The 14,257-nt window shown below is 34.0% G+C and carries 9 protein-coding genes; 1 reads left to right on the top strand and 8 read right to left on the bottom strand.

Annotated elements, in window-relative coordinates; all coding sequences use genetic code 11:
- Window positions 1-276 precede the first annotated feature (276 nt).
- From HUW50_RS20780 to HUW50_RS20745, 8 genes are all read right to left on the bottom strand, one after another.
- A complete protein-coding gene (locus HUW50_RS20780; RefSeq protein ID WP_066337378.1) occupies window positions 277-1,272 on the bottom strand; it encodes an ABC transporter permease in 996 nt (331 codons plus the stop codon).
- Window positions 1,273-1,291: 19 nt separating this feature from the next.
- Window positions 1,292-2,782, bottom strand: coding sequence for a sugar ABC transporter ATP-binding protein (locus HUW50_RS20775; protein ID WP_269749010.1), 1,491 nt, complete (start codon window positions 2,780-2,782; stop codon window positions 1,292-1,294).
- 157 nt (window positions 2,783-2,939) lie between these two features.
- Window positions 2,940-3,917: a sugar ABC transporter substrate-binding protein gene (locus HUW50_RS20770; RefSeq protein ID WP_066337380.1), complete on the bottom strand. Its 978-nt coding sequence runs from the start codon at window positions 3,915-3,917 to the stop codon at window positions 2,940-2,942.
- A gap of 602 nt (window positions 3,918-4,519) precedes the next feature.
- Complete coding sequence (locus HUW50_RS20765; RefSeq protein ID WP_185653191.1) at window positions 4,520-5,533, bottom strand: LacI family DNA-binding transcriptional regulator; 1,014 nt, start codon at window positions 5,531-5,533, stop codon at window positions 4,520-4,522.
- Between the two features lie 178 nt (window positions 5,534-5,711).
- Window positions 5,712-6,710 (bottom strand): LacI family DNA-binding transcriptional regulator, encoded by a 999-nt coding sequence (locus HUW50_RS20760; RefSeq protein WP_185653190.1) that lies wholly within the window; start codon window positions 6,708-6,710, stop codon window positions 5,712-5,714.
- Window positions 6,711-7,071: 361 nt separating this feature from the next.
- Complete coding sequence (locus tag HUW50_RS20755; RefSeq protein WP_066337386.1) at window positions 7,072-8,898, bottom strand: ATP-binding protein; 1,827 nt, start codon at window positions 8,896-8,898, stop codon at window positions 7,072-7,074.
- Complete coding sequence (locus tag HUW50_RS20750) at window positions 8,867-9,718, bottom strand: CheR family methyltransferase (RefSeq protein WP_157094477.1); 852 nt, start codon at window positions 9,716-9,718, stop codon at window positions 8,867-8,869. Before HUW50_RS20750 ends, HUW50_RS20755 begins: the two co-directional genes overlap by 32 nt.
- Before the next feature lie 11 nt (window positions 9,719-9,729).
- A complete protein-coding gene (locus tag HUW50_RS20745) occupies window positions 9,730-12,402 on the bottom strand; it encodes an ATP-binding protein (protein WP_185653189.1) in 2,673 nt (890 codons plus the stop codon).
- 384 nt (window positions 12,403-12,786) lie between these two features.
- Here HUW50_RS20745 and HUW50_RS20740 point away from each other — a divergent pair, with 384 nt between their 5' ends.
- A complete protein-coding gene (locus tag HUW50_RS20740; RefSeq protein ID WP_066337983.1) occupies window positions 12,787-14,238 on the top strand; it encodes a circularly permuted type 2 ATP-grasp protein in 1,452 nt (483 codons plus the stop codon).
- Window positions 14,239-14,257: the final 19 nt, after the last annotated feature.

Here is a 14,257-nt window from a genome sequence, read left to right as displayed (position 1 = left end):
CCATAATTTCATTTCTCGAAATAACTAATTTGATCTTTAACATTTTTGCTGCATTTATAGCATGATAATAACTTTATATGTTTAATTCATCATACTAGAACATCTCATTATGTTGCCATCAAGTTTGAGCTAATTTTTTATTCCTTGTATTACTTTATTATACTTCCATGTATTTTATAGGAACACTCAATCATCCATTAGTTTTTTTAGAATAATTAAAAGCTAGACCAATAAAGTCTAGCTTTTTACTGCCGTTCGATTCCTTATATTTTTTGATTACGCTTTTTTATTTTTACGAGCATCAATTAATACAGCGCTTACAATGATGATACCCTTTAAAATTTGTTGCCAGTAAGATGAAACCCCTAATAAATCAAGGCCATTGTTCAGTACACCGATAATTAGTGCACCAATCATTGTTCCCGCAATTGTTCCAACGCCCCCAGCTAGACTTGTTCCACCAATTACTGCAGCTGCAATAGCATCTAACTCAAACATATTTCCCATACTTGGTTGACCTACACTGATTCTCGCTGTTAACATCATCCCAGCAATGGCAGAAAGAAAACCAGCGTAAGTATAGATCATGATTTTATATCGGTCTACATTAATCCCGCAAATTCGTGCAGCTTGTTCATTCCCACCAATTGCATACGTATATTTACCGAACTTTGTTTTACTTAACATCAAATGTGAGATAATCCCCATAACAATAAATACAACAATTGGAAATGGGATCCCTATGATTTCACCTTTACCAATAAACAAAAATGATGGCGATAAATCAGGAATTGGTCTTCCATCACTATATAATAAAGCTAAACCTCTTGCAGCAATCATCATTCCTAGTGTAGCGATAAAAGCAGGAATTTTTCCTTTTGCTGTAATTGTTCCGTTAATTAATCCAGCAAGCGCACCAATACCAAGTCCAATTGCTAAAGGGACAATGATTGGAAATTCACCTGGATGAGCAAAACTTGCTGATGCAACAGAAACTAACGCAATAACTGACCCTGATGACAAATCAATTCCTGTTGTAATAATAACCATCGTAACACCCATTGCAACAATTCCGATAAATGAAATTTGACGAATAACATTTAATAAGTTTTGTGCTGTTAGAAAGGCTTCTGAAAGTAATGACATTGTCACCATCATTGCGAGTAAAACTAGTAATATCCCATACTTACTAGTTAGTTGTGCCCCTTTCTCTTTCCAAGCAAACTTAGTCTTACTAACACTCGTAACTGTGCTGCCAACTGGATTATTCATCTTAAACCCTCCTCTGGTTTCAACTATAAGCAACCTCTAAAATTTTCTCTTGATTTGCTTCTTCCCTACTTAATTCTCCTTTTTTGCTACCTTCATGCATGACAATGACACGATCACTCATTCCTAATACTTCAGGCAATTCAGAAGAAATCATAATAATGGCTTTACCTTCCTGCGCTAACTTAGACATCAATTTGTGTATTTCTGATTTTGCTCCAACATCAACACCTCTAGTTGGCTCATCTAAAATAAGAATATCGGGATCATTTAACAACCATCTCGCTAGCAGGACCTTCTGTTGATTTCCACCGCTTAGGTTCATAATAAGTTGATCAATACTAGGTGTTTTTATATTTAACCGTTCTACCTGTTCCTTACATGTTTCATCAACTAATTTTTTATTTACATATCCTAGCTGTGAAAAATGATCGATATTCGAAATAATCATATTTTCCCTAATTGAAATCGGAAGAAATGCTCCTGTTAATTTTCGATCTTCTGTTAATAATGAGAGCTTGAGTTTAATTGCATCTTGAGGTGATTTTATTTTCACCTTTTCTCCATGGATAAAAATCTCGCCTGAGTCAGGTGGATCAATGCCGAAAATACTTTCGATTACCTCTGTTCTACCAGAGCCCATTAACCCTGCAATCCCTAATATCTCACCTTTTCTTACTTCAAAACTTATGTTTTTGAATTTCCCCTCTTTTGAGAGATTGTTAACTTCAAGAACGACCTCCTTAATTTCTGCAGCTTCTTTATGAAATACTTGTTTTATTTCTCTTCCTACCATCATTTGAATTAATGTATCTTGATTTAATTCATGTGCACCCTTTGTCCCGATATATTGCCCATCTCTAAAGACAGTAATTTCATCACAAATTTTAAAAATCTCATCCATTTTATGTGATATATATATGATCGAAACACCTTTCGCTTTTAACGATTGAATAATATTAAATAATTGCTCTACTTCTTTTTCTGTAATGGCAGATGTTGGTTCATCCATAATAATTAAATCAGCATGATATGACACAGCTGTTGCGATTTCAACCATTTGCATATTTGCAATGCTTAAGTCTTTCATTTTTGAAGTTGGATTAATCTTCATATCGAGTTTTTCAAATAACTCCCTAGCGTCCTCCACCATTTTCTTATCATTTACCCAGCCAAATTTACCTTTTATAGGTTCTCTGCCTAAGAAGATATTTTCGGCAACGGTCATATGAGGAACCGGACTTAATTCTTGGTGAATCATCGATATCCCATTCTTTAATGCTTCCTTTGTGCTCGAAACGTTCAATTCTTTCCCTTTATATTTAATCGTTCCATGGTTAGGCGTATAAATTCCAAAAATAATTTTCATGAGTGTAGATTTCCCAGCACCATTTTCACCCATTAATGCATGAACGGTCCCTTTCTTTACCTTCAATTGAATATTATCTAGCGCTTTTACCCCAGGGAATTCCTTTGTAATATTTTGCATTTCTAAAATATATTGTTCACTCACCTTTACACCACCTTGTAATTAGTAGTTTACAGGCTGACTCAAAAGAGTCTGATCCATCCACGCATGAATTGTAATTATATCTTTCAACTCATTAAATGAATTTTTGTGGAAGAAGATCAGACTCTTTGGTTTTGAATCACCTTAAAATTCTTCTAAATTATTTCTCCCACTTCGCGATATACTCATCAACATTCTCTTGAGTAACTAATTCAAATGGAATATTTATGAAATTACTTTCTAGCTTTTCTCCTTTAACAGCCTTAATAGCTGTTTCAATTGCACCCTTCCCTTGGCCATAAGCATCCTGGAAGGCAGTTACATTCAACTTTCCATCTTTTACATATTCTAATGCGTCAATTGTTCCATCAATCCCTGCAATAATAATATCTCCGCGCTTACCAGCGGCCTCAAGGGCCATGATTGCACCAATTGCCATTTCATCATTATTCGCTACAATTGCATCGAATTCATCTCCAGCTTGAATCCAGTTTTCCATTACGGTCATGCCTTGCGATCTTTGATAATCAGCAGTCTGTTCACGAACTAGTTTCATATCTGGATTTTTCTCTAAGACATCTTTATTTCCTTTTGTTCTATTAACAACTGATTCTTGGCCTAACGTCCCGTTCATAATTCCGATATTTCCTTTACCACCAAGTAACTCTGTGACTTTTTCCATTTGAATTGTACCTGCTTCAACAGATTCGGAACCTACATAAGCATAAATCTTTTCCATCGTCTCTTCATCTGGCATTCTATTAACGACAACAACAGGTATTCCAGCCTCATTTGCCGCATCAACCATCGGACCTACAGCATCTGTTTCAACAGGATTAATTAAAATTGCATCTACCTGCTGAACAATAAAAGTTTCAACTTGTGAAAATTGTTTACCTGCATCATTTTTCGCATCTACCATGTTTACTTCAACATCATCATGAGCTTCATCATATTCTTTAATTCCATCGTATAAGTAGGAAAGCCACTTATCATCAAACACAGGCATAGCAGCTCCGATTACAATTCCATCTTTTCCTGAATCACTTCCACCTGTTTCACCTGACGCACATGCAGCTAACAATCCTAATGTAAGAATAGCAATCATTAACATACTCATTATTTTTTTTAGTTTCATAAGTAAACCCCCTATAATAACTTTTAGTGAAACGCTTACATTTTACAAAATAAACAATTGCAAACTACTACTTAATTAACAGATAAAACATACATTATTCATAACAGGTTAACAATTATAACGAAAGCGCTTTATCTTTTAAATATGTAAGAGTTATTCTATGATGTTAACTTAAGAATTGACCGATTTAAACCAATAGATATCCGGAAAGTGATCCCCCTTACCCCTTTGTGATTTTGGAATTATCGTCTGATATGAGCGTTGTAATCGATTTCAAAATTCATTATCGGGTAATCGATAACCCCTATTTGTATATTATCTTATGACAAATTACTTTTCAACACTTTTTTAGAAATTTTTTGAATTTTGTTTACCTTAAAATTCTTTTATTGTTAACAACTGCAAAAGGTTTCTTAACTATTCCAATTCTTCGCGTAACTAAATAACCTACAGTTTAATCTGCCATTTACTAATATGAACACAAAAATACCCCTATCTACTTAATGTATAATAGGAGTATTATTTTAGATTGGGTGTGTATATTTTTTAAAGGGTTTGTTAAATAAAACTATTGATAATAGGTAAATCATACGACACCCCTACTATTGACCTTCTTTCCCATAAACTCGAGCTGTTGTCTCACGAATCACTAGATCAGGTAGCATCTTTATTCGTTGCTTTAATTTATTTGTTTTATCAATTTTACTAATAAGCAGATCCATTGCTTTTCTCCCCATTTCACCTAAAGGCGCCGCAACTGAAGATAATTGTGGTTCTACTATTTTGCACATAAATGTATTGTCAAAACCGATAACAGATAATTCGTTTGGAATCTTTATTCCACGTTGTTTTGCCGCCATTATTGTACCAACAGCTAAAACATCATTACAACCAAAGATTGCAGTAGGTCTATCTTGGTTATCTAGAAGTTTTCCTGCTTGTTCAACCGCCCTCTCGATTGTTGTTTCACTTTGGTAAATTAATTTTTCGCTATATTCTATATCAGCATTTGATAACGCTCGCTTATAACCCTTAACACGCTCTAAACTGCTTACTGCATCCTCAGTCATTACGCCAATTTGTCGATGCCCTAATGATAGTAAATATTCCGTAACCTTATATCCTCCTAAAAAATCATCAATAGTTACACAATCAATACTAAGTTCAGGACGTTCAAGTGCAAAAAGCACTAATGGAAAATTCTCATTAATAAGCTCTTTAAGAACCTCATCATTTTTAAATTTTGAAGCAATAATGAAGCCATCAACCTGTCTCTGACGGAATAACGTTACTTGTTCTTCTTCTTTTTCTGGGTCATTATTCGTATTACAAATTAAAATACTAAATCCCAATTCACGCCCGTATGCTTCAATTAATTTCAAGTACTCAGAATAAACAGGATTGTTCATATCTGGAATGATAATTCCGATTGTGAATGTATTTTTCCCTTTCATTGCCGAGGCCAATACATTCGGTTGATAATGAAGATCTTCCATGATTTTCATTATTTTAGCTTTTGTCTTTTCACTTATGCGTCCCTTATTATTTATAACTTTGCTAACAGTAGTAGCAGAAACCCCTGCTTCTCTAGCGATATCATAAATGGTAGGTTTCATCTTTCCACACTCTTTCAAACATTCTATTTTTCATTAATCGATACCTTTAATTATATCATATCCACTAAAATATTTAGTTGTTACACCTCACACTGTTATATAAAAAAAGAGTCAAATCATATCTTGATTTGACTCTTTTAACATGCAATATTAAAGGTTATCGATAACCCTAACGATGTTAGTATACCTCACAAGTTGAGTTTCTTATAATTAACTTCGGCAGTACCAGTATCTTTTGTCTTGTATTATGTTTACCTTCTATCTCAGCTAATAAAATATCCACTGCTTGAGAGCACATGCTCTGAATTGGTTGATCAACCGTTGTTAATGTTGGATCACAGCATTTCGATAATAGTGTGTTATCAAATCCTGTAATTGATAGATCTTGAGGAATAACTAAGTTTTTTTCACGTGCACCAATCAAAATCCCAATCGCTAGCAAATCATTGGCGCCAATAATTGCTGTTGGTGGATTAGGTGTATCCAGTGTTGCTTCTGTTAGCTTCTGTGCATGTTCGACACTAGAGTTACAGATCATTATATGCTCATCTTGTACATATAAGTTATGATCTTGCATAGCCTGTTTGTAGCCGCGAATTCGCTCCTGACTGCTTGTGGCATCCTCAGCAATTACTGCTATATTTTTATGACCTTGAGAAATTAAGTAATTAGCTATTTCATAACCTCCAACAAAATTATCCACGGTTACAGTATTCACAGTCAGGTTAGGGTGAGGTTCAGCAGCTAGTAGAATCACTGGAACATTTTCCTTTAGCAACTCCATAACAACATTCCTATTTTTAAAACCACCAGCAAAAATAAAACCATCGACGCTTTTCTGCCGTAGCAATGAAACGTAGTGCTCTTCTTTTTCCGATCTAAAATCAGTACTGCAGATAACAAGGTTATATCCCCGTTCATGGGCACGGTCTTCAACTTGACGTGCCATCTCAGCAATAAAAGGATTTGCGATATCGGGTAACAAAAAACCTATTGTGGAAGTTCGCTTACCAGTTAAAGCAGATGCAAGGACACTTGGCTTGTATTTTAGCTCGTTCATTGCACTTAAAACTTTTTCCTTTGATTTTTTTCCAACCTGCTGATTATTCAAGACCTTAGATACGGTAGAAATTGAAACACCTGCTTTTTCTGCAACATCATAGATCGTAATTTTCACTTTTAGTTCCCACTTTCCTTCAGTAATCCTAATGTGTAAGTAAAAAGTCATTTAACATAAAGGGAATACTAACCTTTGCTACTTTCTACAAGTCTAGTTCACTATGTAACATGTATGAAGTATACGATAAATTATTTTGGCACCAATTTTATTTCCACTAAACTGAAAGCGCTTTACTATTTCTATTGTAATGACATTTTATTTTTAATCAACCTTTTCTTTAAAAAAGAATATATTTCAAAGATACTATTACTTTTTTTAACAAAAACCCCTAAAATCACTGGTTAAAATGATTTTAGGGGACATATTATTTACATTTTAAACTTTTTTATTATTTCTCGTAAATCCACAACCTTATCACTTAAAGATTGAGCATATGATGAGAATCTTCACCTAATAACTGATTGTCTTCACAAGGAAAATAAACTAAAAATGTAGTACCTTTGTCACTTGAATCAATCTTAATTTTGCCGTTATGTTCAGAAACAACTTTATGACAAATGGACAAACCAAGACCAGTACCATTTTTCTTTGTACTGAAGAAAGGTGTACCAATTTTATCAATAACTTCATCCTTAATCCCACAACCTTGATCCTGAATTGCTAAAACAACCTGGTCATCTTGATGATATGTTTTAATGGTTAAGGTTCCGCTTGAAGACATTGCCTCAAGACCATTAAGTGAAAGGTTTAAAATCAATTGCCGAATTTCACGTTCATGGATTTGTATAGAAGGGCAGACAGCTAGATCTAGATCAACATGATGATCTGTGTACATCGCTTTCGCTTGAATAAGCGGGAACAATGTTTCAATAACTCCGTTTAAATTCTTCCATTCTCGTTTTGTATTATTATTTTTTGAGACTGATAGAAATTCAGTAATGATATTATGCGCCCGATCAAGCTCTTCAATCATAATGTCAATAAATTCAGATGAAGGAAAATCTTTAGACATTTGTAAAAACCCACGGATGGTTGTCATCGGATTACGAACTTCGTGGACAATTCCAGACGCCATTTCCCCTACAATGTTTAGACGGTCCAACCGTGCCATTTCTTTCTCGACTAAAACTCTCTCTGTAATGTCAGTGATTACTGAAAGAAGACAGTTCTCTCCATGTAATTCCATTAATTCAGTTGATAATAAACCTTCTCGTAACTCTCCTGTTTTGTTTAAGTACTTTATTCTGCTATTGTATACAGGATGTGTTAAATCAGCCATTTCAACAACGGTTTCACCAATATCTTCATAAGAGATATATGTTAGAGGATCGGCTGATTGATTGAGTATTTCTTCATAGTGATTAAATCCAGAGTAAGTTAACCAACTCTTATTTACGTTGATAAAGTGCCAGTCTTTTAGCGATCGCAATGATACAAGGCATGGTGTTGCTTCAAATATTTTACGAAAACGTTCTTCCTCAATCAGCTTTCTTTCTGTAACATCACGAATTGAACAAACATAAACCAGCTGACCTCCTATACTAGCCTCTCCAATTTGGATATCAGCTGGAAAAACAGATGAATTCTTTCGGAGTGCCGTAGTTTCAATAATTGTACCTATATGGATAAGATCTCCAAAATACTTTGTCAAATCAGGTACAATCAGATTGATGTGTTCATTTATTATTTCTTCCACCATATATCCAAACATATTGTCTATTGCGGGATTTGTCGTTATCACCTTACCAGTTTCATCAAAAGTAACAAGGGTATCTGCCAATGTTTCTCCGGTTACTCTTAATACTTCATTCTGAAACATAATTTGTTCTTGGTATCGATGAATTTTTATAAAAGCATCAATTTTCATCCTCAAAGTTTCAGGGTGAAAAGGTTTAAAGATATAATCAATAGCACCTGAGTGATACCCCTCTGTCACATGCTCTAAAGCCTGACTAATGGCTGTAATAAAAATAATTGGAATTTGCTTAGATTTCTCACGAGACTTTATCATTCTAGCTGTTTCAAATCCATCAATCCCTGGCATTTGTACATCTAGCAAAATTACAGCAATGTTATCTATAAGTACATGCTTTAACGCTGCTTCACCTGAATTGACACTAATTAAATTGTATTCAGGTGAGGATAGGACACTTTCAAGTGCTAATAGATTCTCTGGACGATCATCTACTAATAATATATTTACTTTATTTGCATTAGTGTTCCATTTTTCGATATAGCTTTTCATCAGAATCCATCTCCTCATAACACGTACTATGGCTAGTAAAAGCAAGATCCTCTCTTTTTCCAATCCCCAATATTCCTGATGAAACTAGACTATTATAAAATAATTCGTGCACACGGTTTTGTAAATTTGAGTTAAAATAAATCATGACATTTCTACAGAGAATGACATGAAACTCATTAAAAGAATGATCCACCGCTAGATTATGTTGAGCAAAAACAACATTTTCTCGTAGGAAGGCATGAAAAATTGCTTGATTGTCTTTAACTGTGTAATATTCAGTAAATGCTTTTCTACCACCTGAATGTAGGTAATTTTTTGTATACAATTGCATCTTCTTTAATGGAAAAATACCTAACTTCGCTGTTTCTAACGCAGATTCATTAATATCAGTTGCGTATAATGTTGCTTTTTTATGTAATCCTTCATCGTATAACAGAATTGCCATTGAGTAGACTTCTTCACCTGTAGAACACCCTGCATGCCATATCCGAATAGTAGGATATTCTTTTAATATAGGAATGATTTTCTTACGAAAAGCTGAATAAAAACTGGGATCACGGAACATTTCAGTTACCGTGATCGAGAAATCCTCTAATAGACTTCTCATAATTTTTGGATCATGTAGAACCAATTCTTGTAATCCTGAAACTGACGATAATTTCTCAGAATAGATTCGATGCCATATACGACGACGAATCGATGAGAATACATAGTTTCGAAAATCAAATCCATAATGCCGATAAATACCTTCTAGTAATAAATCAATTTCTATTTTTTCAAGATCTACAGGATTCTTTTCATGCATCACAATCTTTTCCATTGAGTAACCACCTATCTGTACAACCATACCTTCATTAAAGAAAAGAGTTGATCTAAAAATACAGGCTTACTAATATAGTCTGACGCACCAGCTTCTATGCATTTATCTTTATCAATTTTCATCGCTTTCGCGGTCAAGGCAATGATTGGAATGTCTTCGTATTCTGACTTCTTACGAATTATTCGGATTGTCTCATATCCATCCATTTCAGGCATCATGATATCCATAAGAATTAAATCAATATCTGGATTTTCCTGTAAAACAATAAGTCCACTCTTGCCATTTTCAGCAAAGACAATTTCCATTTGCTTCTTTTCTAGGGCTGTTGTAATTGCAAATATGTTCCGCATATCATCATCAACAATAAGTATTTTTTTCCCCTTTAACAATTCGTCTCCATCTTGTTCTAGTAGAGAATTCTGTTTGTTATCATTAATAATCTCAAGTGTAGTTGCCACTTCATCATTTAATGGATTTACTTCTGTTAAACTACTTTTATCATAAACGGGTAAATAAAACGTAAATGTACTCCCTTTACTTGGAGAGCTTTCAACATCAATACCCCCGCCTAACAATTGTGCAAGTTCTCGACTAATTGAAAGACCTAATCCTGTCCCCCCATATTTACGACTGGTTGTTCCATCTCCTTGTTGAAAGGCCTTGAATATTAACTGTTGTTTATCAATCGGTATTCCAATTCCAGTATCTTTAATCGAAAATGCTAGAATCGTTTCGTCATTTTTTAAAGTAGGATGATTTGCTAAATTCGCTTTATAAAGTTTCATCTCAACTTCACCATATTCGGTAAATTTAAAGGCATTTGTTAGTAAATTTTTGATAACTTGTTGTAATCGTTGTTCATCTGTCCATATAACTTTTGGTAATTTGTCATCAATTTGAATTGAAAACTTTAACCCTTTTTGATCTGCAAGCGGCTGAAATTGACGTTCGATAAAACGACATACATCATTAAGAATAACTTCGCTAGGTATGATCTCAATATTTCCTGACTCAATTTTAGCCAAATCTAATATTTCATTAATTAAGTGTAGTAGGTCATTTCCCGACTTATAAATGGTGTCTGCAAACTCAACTTGTTGAATCGTAAGATTTCCTTCTTCATTTTCAGTAAGCAGATGTGCTAGAATAAGCAAGCTGTTTAACGGTGAACGTAACTCATGTGACATATTAGCTAAAAATTCTGACTTATATTTTGAATTAAGTTCTAATTGGACAGCTTTTTCCTCAAGTTCCATTTTGGTATTGTTTAAATCTTTTGTTTTTTGTTCCGAGCTTTTATACTGTTCTTCAAGTTTTTCATTCATACTTATTAGTTCTTCATGCTGAAGCTGCAACTCCTCAGACTGACTTTGTAATTCTTCTGTTAATTGCTTTGATTCTCTTAATAAATTTTCAACCTGCATACGACCTCTCACACTATTTACAGTAATACCAATATGGTTGGCAATTTGTTTTAATAATCTTTCTTGAATAGGTTCAAATTTTTTAAACGAAGCTAATTCAATAATGACTGTAATTTCCCCTTCAAATTCAACCGGTATAATGAATAGGCTAGCTGGTGAAGCAGTACCTACACCTGAAGATATTTGAATATAGTTTTCCGGGAGCTCTACAAGATGAATTGCTCGCTTTTCAAGTGCTGCTTGTCCGATAATTCCTTCCCCGTAACTAAAGCTAGGAACACTCATTTTCTGATTTTGAAATGCATAAGTTGCAAGACTTTGAAATCTTGGTTCTTCAGATCCTTGCTTGATATAAAACACACCGTAATTTGCACCAACCATCGGTGTGATTTTAGTAATAAATTTCTCGGCTAATGTTGGAAGATCATGAATCCCTTGATACATTGTGGCTATATCTGTAATGCTTGTTTCAAGCCAGCTTTTTTCCTGAAGAGCTATCGTCATCTTATTAAAAGCATTTGCAATATCACCTATTTCATCATTCGTTTTTACTTCAATTGGTATGTAACGTTCTTTTGTACTGGAAGTTGATGTTAATGTGGTAATCACTTTAGTTATCTTTGATAGATTATTAGTAATATTTTTAGAAATAAATAACCCAATTAATAGATTGATTATAAGTACAACAAAGCTTATTAAGATTGTGGTTTGTTTAATATCATCAACTAGTGCCGTGTTCTCTGCTTTGGCATCACTCATTAATTGATTATTTCGTTCAGTAAGATATTTAGTTAACGGAGCAAACTCAATTCCTATAGGCAGCACTTCCGAAATAAAATAATCTAATGCTTCTTCTTGATTCGAATCTTCTTCAAATTGCCTCAATAACTCTTCATACTTTTTAGTAAACTGCTTATTAAGTTCACTTAGTTCTGTAACAACTTTTCTACTTTCAGATTGGGTAACAAGGCTACTTGTTTCGCGTATTAACAAATCCAATTCAATATTTGCCCGTTGTAGTTCCTTTTCAAAGTCTGGGCTTTTGGTTAACAAATACCCACGTAAACTATTGGTTTGCTGAGTTGCTAAAATTTCAATATCTTTTATATTACTTAAGATATTGACACGTACATTTATTATTGATGAATACGAGTTATTAATTTTATTGATGTAATAATAAAAAATCCCACTAGTTGCACCGAAAAATAGAGTTACAGACAGAAAACCTAGGATTAACTTTTTACTTATTGTAAATCTCACCCACCAATTAACTCCCCTCTATCCTTTATTAAATTTGACGTTATTTAATTATTGTATAAATTCAGTATCTTTAAATAGATTATAAACTATTAATTTGATTTTTATAACAACTTTTGTGAGAATATCTAACATAATTTCACTCTATTTCACAAACTATTAAATCGAAACAATCCTTGTTTTATATGGATTTGCAGTGAAATACAAAACATTGACACAAAATAGACACATAATACCCCCTTCTTTTCGACATACAGATGTGGTTTGACTGACTTATACTTGCAATATCGTTTCTGATGTAAACAAAAATAACATTGATCAGGGTGACAGTAGATGAAAATTTGGAATATGCCAATATGGAGGAGTAAAAAAGTGACGGTGCTGACAATGAAAAACAAACAAGTATTTTCTGAATATCCAAAACATTCATTTTATGATGAGATGTTTGATTCAAATGGAAAGGTTAGGAATTCTTACGACAAACTCTATCAACAGTTTTCAAAAATGGGGGTAAAAAAATTAACAAACCGAAACTCTTCCATGCAGTCGCAAATGATTAAGCAGGGAATCACATTTACACTCTACGACGGGAACCAAGATGAATCACATTCTGAACGAACGATCCCTTTTGATATCATCCCAAGAGTTATTACGTCAGAAGAGTGGGAGTTCCTCGAACGTGGTTTGAAACAAAGGGTTCTTGCGTTAAATATGTTTATTAAAGATGTTTATCATGAGCAAAACATTCTTAGAGATGAAATCATTCCAAGAAAGATGATAATTTCCAACCCCTATTTCCTTCCAGAAATGGTTGGATTAGATATTCCAAACGATAATTATATCCCTCTTTCTGGAATTGATTTAATACGCAGTGATACAGGAGAGTATTATGTTTTAGAAGATAATTTACGAAATCCATCAGGTTTGTCTTATGTCTATAAAAATCGTTCCTTAATGATGCATTTATTCCCTGAATTATTTTTTGAATATCAAGTAAGGGATATTAATCAAGGGTTAAATGATTTACTTGGTAGCTTACGGAGTCTAGCTCCCGAACATAAACAGGATCCTCTAGTTGTCTTGCTGACTCCTGGGGTTCATAATGCCGCTTATTATGACCACACATTTCTTGCTCAAGAGATGGGAATAGAGCTTGTCGAAGGACGAGATTTAACAGTTATTGATCAAAAAGTTTATTTAAAAAGCATTCAAGGTCTTCGACAGGTTGATGTCATTTACCGTCGTATAGATGATGATTTCCTTGATCCACTTGCATTTCGAGCAGATTCCCTACTCGGTGTACCTGGTCTTATGAATGCATATCGTGCTGGAAATGTTGCACTTGCCAATGCACCTGGAACTGGAATGGCTGATGATAAAGCTGTTTATGCTTACGTACCAGACATGATTCGGTATTACTTAAAGGAAGAACCAATTTTAAAAAATGTACCTACATATATTCTTTCAAAACAGGAAGAAAAAGAATACGTTATCGCTAATCTATCAAAGATGGTTGTAAAAGAAAGGACACTATCTGGTGGATATGGCATGTTAATTGGACCAACTGCTTCTGAAACAGAAATCAATGAGTTTGCAAAAAAGATTATTAAACATCCAGACCGTTATATAGCTCAACCAACAATAAAGCTGTCCTGTTCACCTTCTTTAACTGATCACGGAGAGCCAGCTCCTCGACATATTGATTTACGTGCATTTGTATTTTTAGGGAAAAATGTGCAACTCGCTCCGGGTGGTCTTACGAGAGTCGCATTAAAAGAAGGATCATTAGTCGTCAATTCATCCCAGGGTGGCGGCACAAAAGATACTTGGGTTCTTTAATTATCTATATTCTAGAAAA

Origin of the sequence: Metabacillus sp. KUDC1714, assembly GCF_014217835.1 — a bacterium.
In the GTDB taxonomy this organism is placed as follows: Bacteria; Bacillota; Bacilli; order Bacillales; family Bacillaceae; genus Metabacillus; species Metabacillus rhizosphaerae.
The sequence above is the reverse complement of the archived record's forward strand: the minus strand, read 5'-3'. Positions and strand labels throughout refer to the sequence as shown.

What these genes read in the sequence shown, in the direction of transcription:
- HUW50_RS20780 (WP_066337378.1), bottom strand. Translation starts at nt 1,272, where the DNA reads ATGAATAATCCAGTTGGCAGCACAGTTACGAGTGTTAGTAAGACTAAG.
- HUW50_RS20770 (WP_066337380.1), bottom strand. Translation starts at nt 3,917, where the DNA reads ATGAAACTAAAAAAAATAATGAGTATGTTAATGATTGCTATTCTTACA.
- HUW50_RS20765 (WP_185653191.1), bottom strand. Translation starts at nt 5,533, where the DNA reads ATGAAACCTACCATTTATGATATCGCTAGAGAAGCAGGGGTTTCTGCT.
- HUW50_RS20755 (WP_066337386.1), bottom strand. Translation starts at nt 8,898, where the DNA reads ATGAAAAGCTATATCGAAAAATGGAACACTAATGCAAATAAAGTAAAT.
- HUW50_RS20750 (WP_157094477.1), bottom strand. Translation starts at nt 9,718, where the DNA reads ATGGAAAAGATTGTGATGCATGAAAAGAATCCTGTAGATCTTGAAAAA.
- HUW50_RS20740 (WP_066337983.1), top strand. Translation starts at nt 12,787, where the DNA reads ATGAAAAACAAACAAGTATTTTCTGAATATCCAAAACATTCATTTTAT.